General features: G+C 66.2%; 14 protein-coding genes. 1 reads left to right on the top strand and 13 read right to left on the bottom strand.

All coding sequences use genetic code 11. From position 1 onward, the window contains the following. Positions 1–32: 32 nt before the first annotated feature. The 13 genes from astE to OKW40_RS23035 all read right to left on the bottom strand — a co-directional run bounded on the left by astE (position 33) and on the right by OKW40_RS23035 (position 14,884). Positions 33–1,091 (bottom strand): succinylglutamate desuccinylase, encoded by a 1,059-nt coding sequence (astE, locus tag OKW40_RS23095; protein ID WP_429491668.1) that lies wholly within the window; start codon positions 1,089–1,091, stop codon positions 33–35. Continuing rightward, a complete protein-coding gene (gene astB, locus OKW40_RS23090; RefSeq protein ID WP_429492037.1) occupies positions 1,075–2,415 on the bottom strand; it encodes an N-succinylarginine dihydrolase in 1,341 nt (446 codons plus the stop codon). The genes astE and astB overlap by 17 nt, the downstream gene beginning before the upstream one ends. 12 nt (positions 2,416–2,427) lie before the next feature. Then, positions 2,428–3,891 (bottom strand): succinylglutamate-semialdehyde dehydrogenase, encoded by a 1,464-nt coding sequence (gene astD / locus OKW40_RS23085; RefSeq protein ID WP_429491666.1) that lies wholly within the window; start codon positions 3,889–3,891, stop codon positions 2,428–2,430. A gap of 2 nt (positions 3,892–3,893) precedes the next feature. Continuing rightward, the gene (gene astA, locus OKW40_RS23080) at positions 3,894–4,931 is read right to left on the bottom strand and encodes an arginine N-succinyltransferase (RefSeq protein WP_184008656.1); all 1,038 of its coding nucleotides are present in this window, start codon (positions 4,929–4,931) and stop codon (positions 3,894–3,896) included. Continuing rightward, on the bottom strand, positions 4,928–5,980 hold the full coding sequence (gene aruF, locus OKW40_RS23075; RefSeq protein WP_429491664.1) for an arginine/ornithine succinyltransferase subunit alpha: 1,053 nt from the start codon (positions 5,978–5,980) through the stop codon (positions 4,928–4,930). Before aruF ends, astA begins: the two co-directional genes overlap by 4 nt. Positions 5,981–6,047: 67 nt before the next feature. Further along, positions 6,048–7,283, bottom strand: a complete 1,236-nt coding sequence (locus OKW40_RS23070; RefSeq protein ID WP_184062054.1) for an aspartate aminotransferase family protein — start codon at positions 7,281–7,283, stop codon at positions 6,048–6,050. Positions 7,284–7,440: 157 nt separating this feature from the next. Next, on the bottom strand, positions 7,441–8,484 hold the full coding sequence (locus OKW40_RS23065) for a GlxA family transcriptional regulator (protein WP_429406633.1): 1,044 nt from the start codon (positions 8,482–8,484) through the stop codon (positions 7,441–7,443). 28 nt (positions 8,485–8,512) lie between these two features. Further along, on the bottom strand, positions 8,513–9,304 hold the full coding sequence (locus tag OKW40_RS23060) for an ABC transporter ATP-binding protein (protein ID WP_184032922.1): 792 nt from the start codon (positions 9,302–9,304) through the stop codon (positions 8,513–8,515). 91 nt (positions 9,305–9,395) lie between these two features. After that, positions 9,396–10,109 carry an ABC transporter permease gene (locus OKW40_RS23055; protein ID WP_184044231.1) on the bottom strand — a complete coding sequence of 238 codons (714 nt, stop codon included), beginning with the start codon at positions 10,107–10,109 and terminating at the stop codon, positions 9,396–9,398. A 5-nt stretch (positions 10,110–10,114) separates the two neighbouring features. Continuing rightward, positions 10,115–10,804 carry an ABC transporter permease gene (locus OKW40_RS23050; protein WP_429363729.1) on the bottom strand — a complete coding sequence of 230 codons (690 nt, stop codon included), beginning with the start codon at positions 10,802–10,804 and terminating at the stop codon, positions 10,115–10,117. Between the two features lie 355 nt (positions 10,805–11,159). Beyond that, complete coding sequence (locus OKW40_RS23045) at positions 11,160–12,113, bottom strand: patatin-like phospholipase family protein (protein ID WP_184044233.1); 954 nt, start codon at positions 12,111–12,113, stop codon at positions 11,160–11,162. A gap of 59 nt (positions 12,114–12,172) precedes the next feature. Further along, complete coding sequence (bamE, locus tag OKW40_RS23040) at positions 12,173–12,724, bottom strand: outer membrane protein assembly factor BamE domain-containing protein (protein ID WP_090803993.1); 552 nt, start codon at positions 12,722–12,724, stop codon at positions 12,173–12,175. 558 nt (positions 12,725–13,282) lie between these two features. Next, positions 13,283–14,884: a rhodanese-related sulfurtransferase gene (locus OKW40_RS23035; protein ID WP_429491661.1), complete on the bottom strand. Its 1,602-nt coding sequence runs from the start codon at positions 14,882–14,884 to the stop codon at positions 13,283–13,285. Positions 14,885–15,219: 335 nt separating this feature from the next. Here OKW40_RS23035 and OKW40_RS23030 point away from each other — a divergent pair, with 335 nt between their 5' ends. Continuing rightward, on the top strand, positions 15,220–16,215 hold the full coding sequence (locus OKW40_RS23030; RefSeq protein WP_429491659.1) for an LLM class flavin-dependent oxidoreductase: 996 nt from the start codon (positions 15,220–15,222) through the stop codon (positions 16,213–16,215). The last annotated feature ends 60 nt before the right edge of the window (positions 16,216–16,275 follow it).

Below are 16,275 nucleotides of genomic sequence, written 5' to 3'. Positions count from 1 at the left end.
CCGCGAAGCCCGCGATTGTACATGGAACCTGTCTAGACAAGCCTGGACAGTGTGTCGGCGGTGGTGTCGACGACGAGCAGACCGGCGCGCAGGCCGGGCTTGACCGTCGGGTTCGGAAACACGATGCGCTCTTCGTCGCGCTGCACCGTGTATTGATAGTCGCCGTCGCGCGCCAGCAAGCTGCCCTTTATGAGCGGCGTGAAGTTCGGCACGTCCGGCGCGAGCAGCAGCTCGAATGCGTCGCTTTGCTTGGTCAGCTGATCGACGACGGTGAACACACGCGGCAGAGCGGCTTGCGCGTCGGCTCGCGTGCCGGCCAGCAGCGCGCGCACCGCGAGATCCGCGCCCTCGAAGCGTGTCAGGTCGTTCTCGCCGAACGGCCGCACCTTGCCGAGTTCGAGCGTGCACGCAGCAGCGCCACACGCTTGCGCGGTGAAGTGCGAATAGGTGTTGCCCTTCGTCGTGTGCAGCAGCACCGCGCTGATACGCGCGTCGCCGAGCCATTCGAACATCGCGCGCGAAAACGGCTTGCCGGTATGCGGCAACAGCGCGAAGCGCTCGAACACCGACGCGCGGATCGCCGTATGCATGTCGATATGCCAGCGCGCGCCGGGCGCGGCGGACGCGTCGGCGAAAAAGCGCGTCGCGGCCTGTTCGAGCGCGGCCGCGCGCGGCGCCTCATGACTGTGCGGCAGTTGCAGATGACGGCCGCTGAACAGCCGGTTCAGATCGTCGTCGCGATAGCGGCCGCCGTCGCGCATCGCCTCGATGTTGCCGAGAATCACGAGCAACCGGCACGCAAGCACGGCGCGGCCCTGCGCGATATCGGCGACGATGCGCGACAGCAGTTCGATCGGCGCGGTTTCGTCGCCATGCACGCCGGCCGACACGAGCACGCTACGGATGTCCGCGTGCTGCTCCGCGGGCTCGATGACGAGTACACCGTCGCCCTGCCACGTCCAGCGCACGCCGTTCGCACACGTGCCTTGCGCTTGATGTGCGGCAGGCCGGGACCCCGCGAGCGTCCACGCGAGAAAATCGTCGAGCATCGCGCCCGGGACCGCCATCGGGTGCTCAGCGCTGGAAGTCATACAGCGAACCCAGAGCGAGGATTTGCGTCAGCTCATCGAGCGCAGTGCGCGACTCGACCAGCAGCTTCGGATCGGTGAGATCGGCGGGTGCGAGACGATCGCGGTAGTGCTTTTCGATCCACGCATCGAGACGGCCGAACAGCGTGTCGTCGAGCCACACACCCGGCGCGACCGCCGCGCGTTCGGTGTCGTCGAGTACGACGCGCAGCCGCAGACATGCGGGGCCGCCACCGTTCTTCATGCTCTCGCGCAGATCGAACACGAGCACTTCGTCGATCGGACCGCTGTGCGCAGTCAGCTCATCCAGATACGCGGCCACGCGCGGATTTTCGCGGCATTCCTGCGGCACGACCAGCACCTGTTTGCCATCCGGCCGAGTCAGCAGCTGGCTGTTGAACAGATACGACGTCACCGCATCGGCGACGCTGACCTGGGCGTCGGGCACTTCGATTACGTTGAACCCCGCGTGCAGGCTCGCGAGCTTCGCGCGCAGCTCGTCGTACACCGCCTGCTGCTCGACGAACGCGAACTGATGGCAGAACAGCGTGTTGCGATTGCCGACCGCGATCACGTCGTTATGGAACACGCCCGCGTCGATCACTTCAGGGTTCTGCTGCGCGTACACGGTCGCCGCTTCCTGCAAGCCATGACGATGCGCGACCGCGCGGCTCGCCTCGAACGTCTGGCGCGCCGGATAGCGCTTCGGTTCCGGCCCGCGACGATACTCGCTGCGGCCATACACGAAGAATTCGACACCGCGCGCCTTGTATTGCTCGCAAAAGCGCGTGTGATTCGCCGCGCCCTCGTCGCCGAGCGCGGGCGTGCCGGGCAGCGCCTCGTGCACGACGAAGCGGTCGGCGTCGCTGAACATCGCGCGCAGCGTGCGGCGTGTCGACTCATGTTCGATCGCGCGATGCAGCTTGCTGCACAGATTGGCCGGCGTGAAATGCACGCGGCCGTCGTGCGTATCCGCGGATGGGCTCACCGTCGCCGCGTTCGCGGTCCACATCGCCGAGGCCGAACTCGCCGCCGCGAGCAGTTCGGGCGCGTTGTTCGCGACGCGCGCGATCACCGAAGCATCGTCGCCGGAAAAACCGAGCTCGCGCAACAGACGCATCGACGGACGCTCCTGCGGCGGCAGCACGCCCTGATGAAAGCCGAGATCCGCCAACTGCTTCATCTTGCGCAGACCCTGGCGCGCGGCGGCCTTCGGATTCGCGACCGACTTCTCGTTGTTCTGCGACGCGACGTTGCCGAACGACAAGCCCGCGTAGTTGTGAGTCGGGCCGACCAGGCCGTCGAAATTGGCTTCAGTGGCTTGCAGCATCGTCGATCCTTAGAATTGGAGGCCCGGCGAGACGCTCGCGGGCATGTTCAGTTGCGCGCTCTCGACCGAGGCCATTGGGTATGCGCAGTAGTCGGCCGCATAGTACGCGCTCGGCCGATGATTGCCGGAGCGGCCCGGCCCGCCGAACGGCGCCCCTGAAGAAGCGCCATTGGTCGGCCGGTTCCAGTTGACGATGCCCGCGCGAATCGTGCGCTGGAAATGCGTCCACAGCGCTTCGTCGTCGGCGAGCAGGCCCGCCGAGAGACCGAACTCCGTATCGTTCGCCCGTTCGAGCGCGTCGTCGAAATTGCGGTAGCGGATGATCTGCGCGAGCGGACCGAAGTGCTCCTCGTCGGGCAGGTCCTTTACGTCGGTCACGTCGAGAATCGCGGGCGTGACGAAGCCGAGCTGCGGATCGCGCTGCTCCATTTTCAGCAGAGCCTTCGCGCCGCTCGCGAGCAGACGCTCCTGCGCGCCGATCAAACGCGAGGCCGCGCGCGCCGACACCACGGCGCCCATGAACGGCTGCGGCTTCGCGTTGTATTCACCGACGCCGATGCGCGCGGTCACTTCCGTCAGGCGCGCGAGGAAGCGCTCGCCGAACGCATCGTCGGGCACGAAGATGCGGCGCGCGCACGTGCAGCGCTGCCCCGCCGACAGAAACGCCGATTGAATCGTGTGGTGCACGGCGGCGTCGAGGTCCGCGACGGGGCCGATCACGAGCGGATTGTTGCCGCCCATTTCGAGCGCGAGCACGATCTCCGGCCGTCCGCCGAACTGTTTGTGCAGCAATGTTCCGGTATCCGAACTACCGGTGAAGAACAGTCCGTCGATCTGCCGGTGATTCGCGAGCGCGATGCCGGTCTCCTTCTCACCCTGTACGAGATTCAGCACGCCGGCAGGCAGCCCCGCATCGCGCCAGATCTGCACGGTCAGCGCCGCGACGCCGGGCGCGAGTTCGGACGGCTTGAACACGACCGCATTACCGGCGATCAGCGCGGGCACGATATGCCCGTTCGGCAGATGGCCCGGGAAGTTGTACGGCCCGAACACCGCCACCACGCCATGCGGACGATGCCGCAGCACCGCGGTGCCGTCGGCCATCGCCGAGCGCTTTTCGCCGGTGCGTTCGTTGTAGGACTGAATCGAGATCTCGACCTTCGCGGCCATCGAGGCCGCTTCGGTGCGCGCTTCCCACAGCGGCTTGCCGGTCTCGCGGCCGATCGCTTCGGCGAGCGCTTCCTTGCGCTCTGTCACGAGCGCGGCGAAGCGGCGCACCACCGCGCAGCGCTCGTCGAGCGTCAGCGCCGACCATGCGGCGAACGCGCGGCGCGCGCTACGTACCGCGCGATCGACGTCGTCCGCCGACGCGCTGTTGCCTTGCCACACCACCACGCCCGTGCCGGGATTGCGCGATGCGAATACGGGTCCTGTGCCGGCGGCCCATTCGCCGTCGATGAAAAGCTCGCTCATGATCATCCTTGTTTGTGTTTCAACGGCAGCACCCGCAGCGGATCGCCTGCCTGCACGCGCAGCGCGTCGGCCTCGGCCGCGCTCAGGCGGCACACACCGTTGCGCGGCACGCCCGCCACGACGCCTACGCGAAAATCGCCGAGCGATGTATTCGATACCATCGACTTCGGCCCGTCCTGCGCGGCTTGCTCTGCTGCCTCGCCAATTTCAGCCGCCACCAGCACGCTTTCGCGCACCGTGCGCAAATCGGCGATATGGCATTCGAGCACCGGACCCGCGTCGAAAATATCGACGTGATTCTCATAGCGCAGCCCTTCGGCTTCGAGCATGCGGCGCGCGGGAATCGTGTCGTTATGCGTGAGGCCGACGCAGCGCTGCGCCTCTTCCGGCAAAAGTTCGACGTACACCGGATAGCGCGGCATCAGCTCGGCGAGAAACGCCTTGCGGCCGTGCGAGCTCAAATAGTCGGCCGCGTTGAAATCGATCTGGTAAAAATGCGAGCCGACCGCGCGCCAGAACGGCGACGTGCCCTGCTCGTCGAAATGGCCGCGCAGCTCCGCGCACAGACGCTGCGGAAAACGCTCGCGAAACTGCGCGAGAAACATGAAGCGCGAGCGCGACAGCAAGCCGCCGACGCCGCTCGTGCGATAACGCGGGCTCAGGAACAGCGAGCACACTTCCGCATAACCGGTGAGGTCGTGCGAGATGTTCAGCGCGTGCATGCGCGTCCAGATGCCGAGATCCTGGCTCGCGTGCACGACCGTGCTCACGCGATAGTTGTAGAACGGCTGCTGCAGACCCACCGCCGTTTCGATACCGCAGACGCCGGCCACGTCGCCGGTCGCGGTGTCTTCCATCACGAAGAAATAACCGGCCTCGTGCGGCGCGGCCTGATCTTCCATCGTGCGGCGCGCGCGCTCGACACGCGCCGCGAGCGCATCGCGATCCGGTTTGAAGGTGGTCAGGCCCGGCCCGGTTTCCTGCGCGAGCCGCATCAGCGCATCCACATCGCCTCGTTGTACTACGCGAACGACGATCATTGCGCGTCTCCCGATTGTTCATCCTGCGGCTGATGCAGCGGCACGCAGCGCACCGCGTCGCCTTCCCGTACGCCGAGCGCGGCGCGCGCCGCCTGTGACAACCCGGCGCCCGATTCCTTGCCGGGCGCGAGATCGCCGAGCACGCAACGGAACTCGCCGGCGGCGCCGTTGTGCGCGATCAGGTACGTTGCGCCGTGCGTCGCGGATGCCTCGCGCACGACGCGCGTTTCGTTGTGCTTGACGCTGACACTGCGATCCACCTGCGCGGTCAGTACCGGACCCGCGTCGAAGATATCGACGTAGCGATCGGTCTCGAAGCCTTCCTCGAGATGAATCTCATACGCGAGCAGCGCGTTCGCGTCCGGCTCGCCGAGCACGCGCTGCGCCGCTTCGGGCAACAGCGGCACATACACGGGATAGGTCGGCATCACTTCGGCGATGAAGGTGCGGCTGCGGCCGCCCGATTCGACTTCGATGTCGGCGAAATTGCGGCCGAAAAACTTGCGCCCCACCGCTTCCCAGAACGGCGATACACCGTTTTCGTCGGTCACGCCGAGCAGCAGCGAGAACACCTCGGGCGTGAAGCGCTTGCGATTCGCGGCGATGTACATCATCCGCGCGCGCGAGATCAGTTGCGCGGCCGCGTCGCCGCGCAGCGACGGGTCGATGTAGTAGCCCGCGAGCCGGCTCTTGCCGGTCAGCTCGTGCGACATCGTCAGCGCGTGAATCTTGCGATTCACATGCAGTTCGCGCGACGCATGAATCAGCGCGTCGTTGCGAAACACGTAGAACGGGTCCGCGTACCCGGCCGCCGCGACGATGCTCGCGGTGCCCATCAGCTTGCCGGTCTCCGAGTCTTCGAGCACGAACAGATAAAACTCCTCGCCCGGAAAATCGACCTCCGCGCGAAACGAGTCTTCCGACAACGCGACCCGCGCTTCGAGCGCGCGCCGGTCGTGCGGCAGGGAATGCAGCACCGGCTGCGCGGTGCGCGCCATATGCTCGAGCGCATCGAGATCGGCAAGGCGGCCTGGACGTACGAAGAGCATCATCGTTCCTGTTGAATGTGACGCATGATCCGCTGCATCAGCGTGGACGTGCGGGACTGCCTGAACATCAATGCGACGCCGCCTGCGCGTTCGCGCCGACGAGTTCGCCGAAGGCCGTCTCGAGGCGCGCGAAGCCTGCGGCCATGTCGTCGAGCGGCATGATCAGCGACGGCACGAAGCGCAGCACGTCAGGACCCGCCATCAGCATGATCACGCCGTGCTGGCCGGCCGCGGTGACGAAGTCCTTCGCGCGGCCCCGGAACGTGTCGTTCAGTTCGGCGCCGATCAGGAGACCCTTGCCACGCACTTCGGTAAATAGCCCGAAGCGCTCGTTCAGTTTCGCGAGATGACCCTTCAGCACTTCGCTGCGCGAGCGTACGCCTTCGAGCAGCTTCGGGTCGCTGACGAGTTCGACCACTTTTTCCGCGATCGCCGAGCCGAGCGGATTGCCGCCGTAAGTCGTGCCGTGCACGCCGACCTTGAAGTGCGCGGCGAGCTCTTTGGTGGTCAGCATCGCGCCGATCGGGAAGCCGTTGCCGAGCGCCTTCGCGGTGGTCAGGATGTCCGGCGTCACGCCGGTGTCCTCGTACGCGTAGAAGAAGCCGCTGCGGCCCACGCCGGTTTGCACTTCATCGAAAATCAGCAGCGCGTTGTGCTGGTCGCACGCTTCGCGCAGCGCCTTCAGGAACGCCGGATCGGCCGGGATCACGCCGCCCTCGCCCTGGATCGGCTCGACGATCACCGCGCAGGTCTGCGCGCCGATCGCCTTCTTCGCCGCTTCGATGTCGTTGTACGGCAGATGCGTGATGCCGGCCGGCACCGGGCCGAAGCCTTCCGAGTACTTCGGCTGGCCACCGACGCTGACGGTGAACAGCGTGCGGCCGTGGAACGACTGCGCGAACGAAATGATTTCATCTTTCTGCGCGCCGTGACGGTCGAACGCGACGCGGCGCGCGAGCTTCAGCGCGGCCTCGTTCGCCTCGGCGCCCGAATTCGCGAAGAACGCGCGGTCGGCGAACGTGAGGCTTTCGAGGCGCTTCGCGAGGCGCAGCACCGGCTCGTTCGTGTAGCCATTGCCGATGTGCCACAGCTTGCCGCCCTGCTCATGCAATACCTTCAGCAGCTCGGGATGCGCATGACCGAGCGCGGTGACGGCAATGCCGCCGGCGAAGTCGATGTAGTCTCGGCCTTGCGTGTCCCACACGCGCGAGCCGAGACCGCGATCCGGTACGAAGGCGGCGGGGGCAAACACCGGCACCATGACTTCGTCGAAGGTCTGGCGTGTCACAGTCAGGTCGTTCATGGCAATTCCTTTTACGGGTGACAGGTAATACAGCTAGTGTAGGAAACCGCGCGCGGCACGTCTTGCGCATACGCGACGCTTTCTATGAGGTTCCGCGCGTCGCGGCTGTCGAGCTTTGCGCTGAACTTGCCGCGGTTTCGCTTTCAGATGGCTTGCGTCAATCGAGCTCGGGCCGCTCGATCAGCGCCGCCGGCCGCGGCTCGCTCGCGCCGCCGTGCGCGCCGGTCTGGCGGTCGATCCAGTTGCGGCGATCCTCGCGCGGGGTGACGCCGAAGCGCTCCCGATACGCATTCGAAAAGTGCGCCGCCGACGCAAACCCGCATGCGAGGCTGATCTGCACGACGGATTTGCTGGTGCGCTGCAATTGCGTGCGCGCCTTCGACAGCCGCAGCCCCAGATAGTATTTGGACGGCATCGAGCCGAGATACTGGCGAAACAGGCGCTCGAGCTGCCGCCGCGAGACGCCGACGAAGCCGGCGATTTCATCGGTGGTCAGCGGGTCCTCGATATTGGCTTCCATCAGCAGCAGCGCGTCGTTCAGGCGCGGGTGACGCTCGCCCGGCGCGGTCACGAACGGAATGCGCTGACGCTCCTCGCCCGCGCGCAGCACGCCTACGCCGAGCGTATCGGCGATGCGCTCCGCGAGTTCGGGCCCGTGCTCGCGGCCGATCATCGCGAGCATGAAGTCGACGGTCGCCTGGCCGCCCGCGCAGGTCGCGCGATCGCGATCGATTTCGAAGATCTGCTGCGTGACGATCGAGCGTTCGAACTGTTCGGAGAACTGCTGATAGGTTTCCCAGTTCACGCTGACGCGATAGCCGGACAGCTGCCCCGCCATCGCGAGCCACCACACGCCGTGGTGGATACCGGTGACGAGCGGCGTGCGCTGACCGACGCGCGCGAGGCTCGCGAGAAACAGCCGGTAGTCGGCGAACTGCTGGAACCGCTCGCTGACGATGATCAGCCAGTCACACGCGATCGCGTCGCCGAACGCGGCATCGGCCGGCCATTGCGCGCCGCCCGCGAGCGGCACCGCGCGGCCGTCCCACGAACATACCTGCACGCGATACAGCGCACGGCCGTCGATTTCATTGGCGAGACTGAGCGCGTCGACGATCGGCCCGACGCCCGACATCGACACGGGCGGCAGTGCCACGATCACGACCTGGGTCGTGCGAGCCGGGCTGGACGTGCGGGCCATCGGGTGTCCGTGAAAAGCGAGCCGCGCGTTACTTCAGGCTGCCGGACAGGAACTGCTTCAGGCGCTCGCTGCGCGGCGCGCTCAGCACCTCGGCGGGATTGCCCTCCTCCTCGGTACGGCCCTGGTGCAGGAACATCACATGGTTCGACACATTGCGCGCGAAGCCCATTTCGTGCGTGACGACGATCATCGTGCGGCCTTCGTCGGCGAGCTTCTGCATCACCTTCAGCACTTCGCCGACCAGTTCGGGGTCGAGCGCGGAGGTCGGTTCGTCGAACAGCATCACGTCCGGGTCCATCGCGAGCGCGCGCGCGATCGCGACACGCTGCTGCTGGCCGCCTGACAGATGCGACGGATACTGCTTCTCGAGACGCGGCGCGAGCCCGACCTTCTCCAGATACTCGCGCGCCCGGTCCTCGGCCTCCTTGCGCTTCAGACCGAGCACATGAATCGGCGCTTCGATCACGTTCTCGAGCACGTTCATGTGCGCCCACAGGTTGAAGTGCTGGAACACCATCGCGAGCTTCGTGCGGATGCGCTGCAGCTGCTTGTGATCGGCGACTTCGAGATTGCCGGCGCGATCGGTCTTCGTCTTGACCGCTTCGCCGTCGACGATGATCTGCCCGGCGTTCGGACGCTCGAGAAAATTGATGCAACGCAGGAAAGTGCTCTTGCCCGAGCCGCTCGCGCCGATGATGCTGATCACGTCGCCCTTGTTCGCGTTGAGCGACACGCCCTTGAGCACTTCGTTGTCGCCGTAGCGCTTGTGGATGTCCTGTACGGCGAGCTTGCAAGCTTCGGTTTGAGTGGTATGGAGCAAGATGCTCTCCCTGTGAGAATACGGATCGGTCTGGTGCGGACGCCGCCCTGCCGAAGCTCGAGGCGCCCGATGCTATGTCGTCAACGCGCGCTCAGTGCGTGCGCACCGCGAGATGCGCGAGCCAGCGACGCTCGGCGCGCCGGAACAGCGCGACGAGCGCGAACGACACCACGAGATAAATCAGCGCCGCGAGCCCGAACGCGTTGAACGACTGGTAGGTCGCCGAGTTCGCGTCGCGCGCGACCTTCAGGATGTCGGGCACCGTGGCCGTGAACGCGACCGTCGTCGCGTGCAGCATCAGGATCACTTCGTTACTGTACAACGGCAACGCGCGGCGCAGCGCGGACGGTATCACAATGCGCCGGTACATCGTGAACGCGCTCATGCCGTAGGCACGCGCCGCCTCGACTTCGCCGTGCGAGGTCGAGCGGATCGCGCCCGCGAAAATCTCGGTCGTGTACGCGCAGGTGTTCAAGGCGAATGCGAGGATCGCACAGTGAAAGCCGCTGCGAAAGAACGCGTCGAGCAGACTGTGCGAGCGCACGAACGCGAGACTGTACACGCCGGTGTAGATCAACAGCAGCTGGACGTAGAGCGGCGTGCCGCGAAATACGTAGGTGTACAGACGTACCGGCGTCGACAGCCAGCGCTTCTTCGACACGCGCGCAACCGCGAGCGGCACGGCGCACACGAAGCCGATCGCGATCGACGCGACCAGCAGCCACAGCGTCACCGCAAGACCCGACAGGCGTTGCCCGTCCCAGAACAGATACGCCTTCCAGAATTGATTGAGAATGTCGATCATGACGCTCAGAGCTCCGCGTGTCGCACGCCGATCGAATAGCGGCGGTTCAGCCAGATCAGCACGAGGTTCGATACGGTGGTGATCGCCAGATAGATCAGCGCGGCGACGAGAATGAAGAAGAACATGTTGAAGGTGCTTTTGCCCGCGTCCTGCGCAGCCTTGACGACGTCGGCGAGACCGATGATCGACACGAGCGCGGTGGCCTTCACGAGCACCTGCCAGTTGTTGCCGATGCCGGGCAGCGCGAAGCGCATCATCTGCGGGAACAGGATGCGCGTGAACACGCGCACGCCGCTCATGCCGTACGCGCTGCCCGCTTCGAGCTGGCCGCGCGGCACCGCGAGAAAGGCGCCGCGAAACGTCTCGGTGAAATACGCGCCGTAGATGAAACCGAGCGTCAGCACGCCGGCCACGAACGGATCGATGTCGATCTGCTCGATGCTGAACATGTCGGTCAGATCATTGAGCCAGATCTGGATGCTGTAGAACAGCAGCAGCATCAGCACGAGGTCGGGCACCGAGCGGATCAGCGTCGTGTAGCCGGTCGCGACGACCCGCAAGGGCCGGTTGAACGAGAGTTTCGCCGCCGCGCCCGCGAGGCCGAGCAACACAGCGGCCGCCAGCGACAGAACGGACAGCTCGATCGTCTGGAGCGTGCCGGCGAGCAGCACGGGACCAAAGCCGTATAGGAACACGCGTGTCTCCATCCAGGTTCGTAGAATTGGCGCGGATGGCGGCGGCTTCATGGGCTGCTCGCTGCTCCGGCATGGCGCGGAGTCTCGCAAGCTGAAATCAATTTCTCAAATACCCAGCGGGTGGTTTGCTGCGACGCAACATGACACTTCGACGCACGAGGGAACGCTCGTAGCGCTTGGTTTCACGGGGGTTATCGTGTTGTCGGGCTCGCCGCGCGCGCCTGGCCGTGCGGCGATTTCGCAAGTTTCGGGTCGCTTTTTCGATAGGCCGCGCCGACAGCGGTGGCACCGCCCGATCGCGTCGCGCCATTGCATCAGCGCGTCCACGCCGGCTCCGACGCCTGACAGCTCGCGCTCAGTCGAGCCCGAGCCGCGCGCGAATCGCCGGCAGCATCTGCTCGACCGCCTCGCGCCCTTCCTCGATGGCTGGCGCCGCGCGATGAAAATCGAAGATGCCCATGCCGCCGAGACGCGGCTGGATCAGGATATCGGCCGGTTCGCCAGCGAGCCGGCTGCGCGTGATGCGCACTTGCATGATGTCGATGCTTTGCGCGATCGAGCTCAGCATCGACGGCACCTGCGCGCTTGGCTTCGGCGGCACGCGCACGTCGTCGGTGGCGCTCGCCTCCGCCGGCGCGAGCCAGCGCGGCCATGGCTTGCCGTTGCGGCGCAGCGCGACGGGCGGCGGTGCGGTGGGATCGAGTGCGGGCGTTTGAATGACCGGGCCGCCGAAATCGCGGCCGTTCAGGATGTCGTTGTTCAGATCGATCGCGATCACGCAGTCCGCGCGCATGCCCCGCGCGACCGACACCGGCACCGGATTGCTGAGCCCGCCGTCGACGAGCCACACGCCGTTGTGCCATACCGGCGTGAAGATGCCCGGAATCGCAATCGACGCGCGCACCGAGTCGATCGTGCTGCCGTCCTGCAGCCAGATTTCACGGCCCGTGTCGAGTTCGGTCGCGACCGCCGCGAACGGCATGTGCAGTTGCGCGATCGAGCAGCCGGCGAATTTGTCGGCGAATAGCTGGATCACCTTGCGCCCGCCAAGCAGGCCGCCCGAGATGCGCAGATCGAGCAGCCGCACCACGGTCTGCCACGTGAGGCGCGACACCCACTCCTCGAGCCAGTCGAGATCGCCGTTCGCATAGACCGCGCCGACCAGCGCGCCGATCGACGTGCCGCACACGACGTCGGGCCTGATGCCCGCGTCTTGCAGCGCGCGAATCGCGCCGATATGCGCCCAGCCGCGCGCGGCGCCGCCCCCCAACACCAGCCCGATCCGGCTGTATCGACGTCGACGTATCATGCCTACCCCGCTTTTTCGGCCCGCTTATCCGGCCGTCTTCTGATCGACATTGCCCCCGCCTATCGCCCGCGGATCACATCCGAGCGTGACGTGGTGTACACCCTCTGGTTCCGGTCGAAGTGAACGTTGAAGATGCCTTCTTCGGTCACGCCGCCCTCGCGCCATTTCCAGCTCCACACGGTTTCCGGCTTCAGCGGAAACACCGCCACCTGTCCAGGCTTGCCAAGCAAGCGCCGCACCTCGTCCTCGGTCATGCCCGAGCGAACCTGCGCGAAGTTGTCCGCGGTCAGCACCTGCGTGATCGCCTGCAGCTTGCCGTCGCGATCGATGTCGACCATGTAGGTGTTCAGGCCTTGCGGGCCGCGCGGATATTCGAAGCGCTTCGAGCCGTCGGTGAAGGTGCGCGTGGTCTCGGGCTTGCCCATCTGCGCGAGGATTTGCGCTTCGGTCGTGACGCCCGGCGTCATGTTCTTGAGCAGCAACGCGTCCGGTTTGACGGCATTGAAAAAGTCCTTGAGTTTTTGCACGGCTTGATCACTCTGCTGTTGGTCGCAGCCGGTCAGCGCAAAGCACGCTATCAGTAGCGTGACGCCCAGCGGTTTGAGGCTCACTTCGGTTCCTGTCCGGAGGTGTGGGATCTGTCGTCGCGGCGCCTGGCCGGTCTGTAGTGTGTACTACAAGGATAACCGCGCACGGAGAAAACCGCGAGCAACGTGTTGCGCGCAGCGCTAATGGATCGGCTGAGGTCGGCTGAGATGGGCAAGCCAAAAGCAAAAAGGCGACGCTGTGTACAGCGTCGCCATGTCGGTCGACAGGATCAACCGGAAGTGACGGCGGCTCATTGGCCGCCTTGCGCGAAGCACCGCGGACGACGCGCAGCGGTCTGCTCCAGACGAAGCGATGAGCAACCTTGGCTACTCACCTTGCGCCATCGCCGAATGACAAACCGCTGCCTTTTATGGCCGCCCTGGTCCCTCGAAAAGCCTTCCAGATGCCGCTAATCTAAACGCATCGGAGGCTTTCGACGAGAGCGCGTTTACACCGAATCGGCAGAAGATTCGCGTGGCGCAAGAGGGGTGCCGGATGGCCGGCCCCGGATCGCCGGCCGCCGGATCGCCGGCCGCCGGATGGCCGGCCCCCGGATCGCCGGCCGCCGGATGGCCGGCCCATCAAATCACACGAAAGCCGTGCGTGCCGTCGCGCGCGAGTTGCGCGACGAGCCCATGCTCCCACTCCAGATACGCGCTCATCGCTTCGCGCGCGTTCTCGGTGCCCTCATACGGCCGCTGATAACGATCGATCCGCGGCGACGCCATCCGCGTGCCGCCCGACTCCACGGGCAGGCCCGCGTCGATCCACGCGATCGTGCCGCCGCGCAGCACCTGCACCGGCCGCCCGGTCGCCGCGGCGAGCTCCGGCGCGACGAAGCGCGCGAGCACGTCGCTGCCGCACGTGAGCACATAGCGCTTCGCGTCGGGCAGCGTGCGCAGCGCGTCGGCGAGCTGACTGCGGATCACGAACCACGCGCCCGGAATATGCCGCCTCAGATAGTGCGTGCTGCTCGTGAAGTCGAGCACGACGGTTCCCGTCGACTGCAGCAGCGCGGCGAGCTCGGCCGGCGCGATGTCGTCGACGTCGGGCGGCGTGACCGCGTTGCGCGCCAACGGCGCCATGCCCTTCTCGGCGAAATCGGCCGCCGTCAGGCCATCGACCACGTACACCTCTACGTTCATCTGCGCGAGCCACGATGCGGTCATGTTCGCGCGCACACCGTCGCTGTCCGCGAGGATCACGCGCGCGCCGCGCACCGTCACGAACAGGTCGGTTTCCTGCACGAGCTGGCCGCCCGGCGCGCTGCGAAAACCGGGCACATGGCCCGCCTCGTATTCCTCGGGGTTGCGAACGTCGAAGCGATAGACGGTACGCATCGCTTCGTCGGCCCAGCGGCGCGCTTCGTCGCGCGACGTGCGGCGCACGCGCGCCCGGTCGGCAAGCGCGCGCGCGCCGTCTGCCGCGGCCAGACGGGAAGCGTCGTCGACCGCGCCTTCGACACGCCGCGCGCTGCCGTGCGCGAGCGGTTGACCGGCGAGCGTCCAGCCCATCGTGCCGTTGCGCAGCGCGGCCACCGGATTCGGCACGCCCGCGTTGATCAGCGACTGCGCGCCGATGATGCTGCGCGTGCGCCCCGCGCAATTGACGATGATGCGCGTGGCCGGATCCGGCGCGAGCTGCCGGGCGCGCAGCACCAACTCCGCGCCCGGCACGCTGATGCTGCCGGGGATGTTCATGATCTGAAACTCGTCGAAGCGGCGCGCGTCGAGCACCACGACATCGGCCTCGCGATCGAGCAGCGCCTGCACCTGCTGCGCGGACAGCGACGGCGTATGACGCACGCTTTCGACCAGTTCGCCGAACGCCTTGCTCGGCACGTTGACATCCTTGAACAACTCGCCGCCCGCTTCGCGCCAGCCTTGCAGGCCGCCCTCGAGCAAGGCGACGTTGGTATAGCCGAGTTCGGCGAAGCGCTCGGCCGCACGCCTCGCGAGGCCTTCGCCGGCATCGAACACGACGATCGGCACGGCCGGGCGAGGCAGCCGCAGCGGCGCGTCGAGTTCGAGCCGCGACAGCGGCAGATTGGCGGCGAACAACGGATGACTGCGCGCGTGCGGATCTTCCTCACGCACGTCGACAAGCGCGATCTCCTCGCGGTCGAGCAATGCGTGGGACACGTCTCGGAATGACCGGGTACGAAACTCTTTGACGACATTCATGGGATCGGGAACTCCTTCGCTACATTCCGGATGTCCGGCAACAGGTCGCGTCACCGCACCGATACTTAACCGTACACTCGAATTCCGATCGGCGCACGGTCACTCGCTGGATTGCTGATTCGGGCGCACTGCGAATGCAAAGCACTGCCGCGCGAACACGCTACGCACGCGCAATTTCCGCGCCATGGGTCGCGCCTCAGCGCGCCTCAGTGCGCCTCATCGGTCCTGCCGACCCTTCGGTCGACAGGGGCATCGCCGCGCCGCCAGCAGAAAAGGCGCCGCTTTGCCACAATGCCCCATCGCGCAAAAGCGCCGCCCATCGCAATCAACAGACAATGATCCCCTTCTCGGTTCTCGATCTTTCGCCGGTCACCGCGGGTGCCACGCCGGCTGACGCGTTCAGGAACACACTGTCACTCGCGCAGCACGCGGAAAAGCTGAACTACAAGCGTTACTGGCTCGCCGAGCATCACAACATGACCGGTATCGCGAGCGCGGCGACCTCGGTCGTGATCGGCTACGTGGCCGGCGGCACGAAGACGATTCGCGTCGGCTCCGGCGGCATCATGCTGCCGAACCATGCGCCGCTCGTGATCGCCGAGCAGTTCGGCACGCTCGCGTCGCTGTATCCGGGGCGGATCGATCTCGGCCTCGGCCGCGCGCCCGGCACCGATCAGACCACCGCTCGCGCGCTGCGCCGCGATCTCCAGGCGAGCGCCGAAACCTTCCCCGACGACGTCGTCGAATTGCAACGGTATTTCGCCGAGCCGGTCGCGGGCCAGCGCATTCGCGCGGTGCCGGGCGCGGGCCTGAACGTGCCGCTGTGGCTGCTCGGTTCGTCGCTGTACAGCGCGCAACTGGCCGCGGCGCTCGGGCTGCCGTTCGCGTTCGCGTCGCACTTCGCGCCCGATTACATGATGACCGCGTTGCAGGTGTATCGCACGCAGTTCCGGCCGTCCGCGACGCTGGCGAAGCCCTATGCGATGGTCGGCGTCAATCTGTTCGCCGCCGACACGAACGACGAAGCCGCACGCCTGTTCACGTCGCTGCAGCAGCAGTTCATCAATCTGCGGCGCGGCACGCCGGGACAATTGCAGCCGCCGGTCGAGCGGCTCGACGCGTCGGAGATGGAGTTGAACAACGTCGCGCGTGCGCTCGCTTGCACGGTGCTCGGCGATCGCGACGCAATCCGCGAAGGTCTGCAATCGATCATCGGGCAGACCTGCGCGAACGAGTTGATGCTGACCGCGCAGATTTACGATCACGCCGCGCGGCTGCGCTCGTTCGAGATCGGCGCCGAGGTGCGCGATGAAATGATGGCGGCCAGATAAGCGGTTCGCGAACCGATCGACGGACACGGCGACGCACGAAAAAAGGGCGGCTCATGGCAA

It is taken from the genome of Paraburkholderia sp. RAU6.4a, from assembly GCF_050435625.1.
Classification (GTDB): Bacteria; Pseudomonadota; Gammaproteobacteria; order Burkholderiales; family Burkholderiaceae; genus Paraburkholderia; species Paraburkholderia tuberum.
This window is presented reverse-complemented; position numbering and strand designations above follow the sequence as displayed.